Origin of the sequence: Priestia sp. SIMBA_032 (genome assembly GCF_046535215.1) — a bacterium.
Taxonomy (GTDB): Bacteria; Bacillota; Bacilli; order Bacillales; family Bacillaceae_H; genus Priestia; species Priestia aryabhattai.
The window spans coordinates 1-266 of sequence record NZ_JAWRXD010000794.1; the positions used below are offsets into that span (position 1 = coordinate 1).

General features: G+C 74.8%; 1 protein-coding gene. It reads right to left on the bottom strand.

What is annotated here, in order from left to right; all coding sequences use genetic code 11:
• The coding region (locus tag SB717_RS36510) for a hypothetical protein (protein WP_410907930.1) at positions 1-266 on the bottom strand (266 nt) is incomplete at both ends.

Consider the following 266-nt stretch of genomic DNA (forward strand, 5'->3'; position numbering starts at 1 on the left):
GCGGACCAGCGAGACCGTGAGGATGCGCCCGGCCGAGGTTGCGGCGCCGGTGATGCCGGATCCGTGCCGGATCTGGGACTCGGCCGGATCGATCCAGTGGGCGTGGGCGAGGGAGGCGCCGACCGCGACGTCGCCGTCGAGTCGCGCTTCGAGGAACTCCATGCCCGCGCGATGGGAGGCGCGGCCGCGGTCGTCCACGAGAGCGACGGACTGCTCGAGCGGTTCGCGCCAGGCGCGGCCGTCGTGCAGCGGTGCGGTCGCCGTGC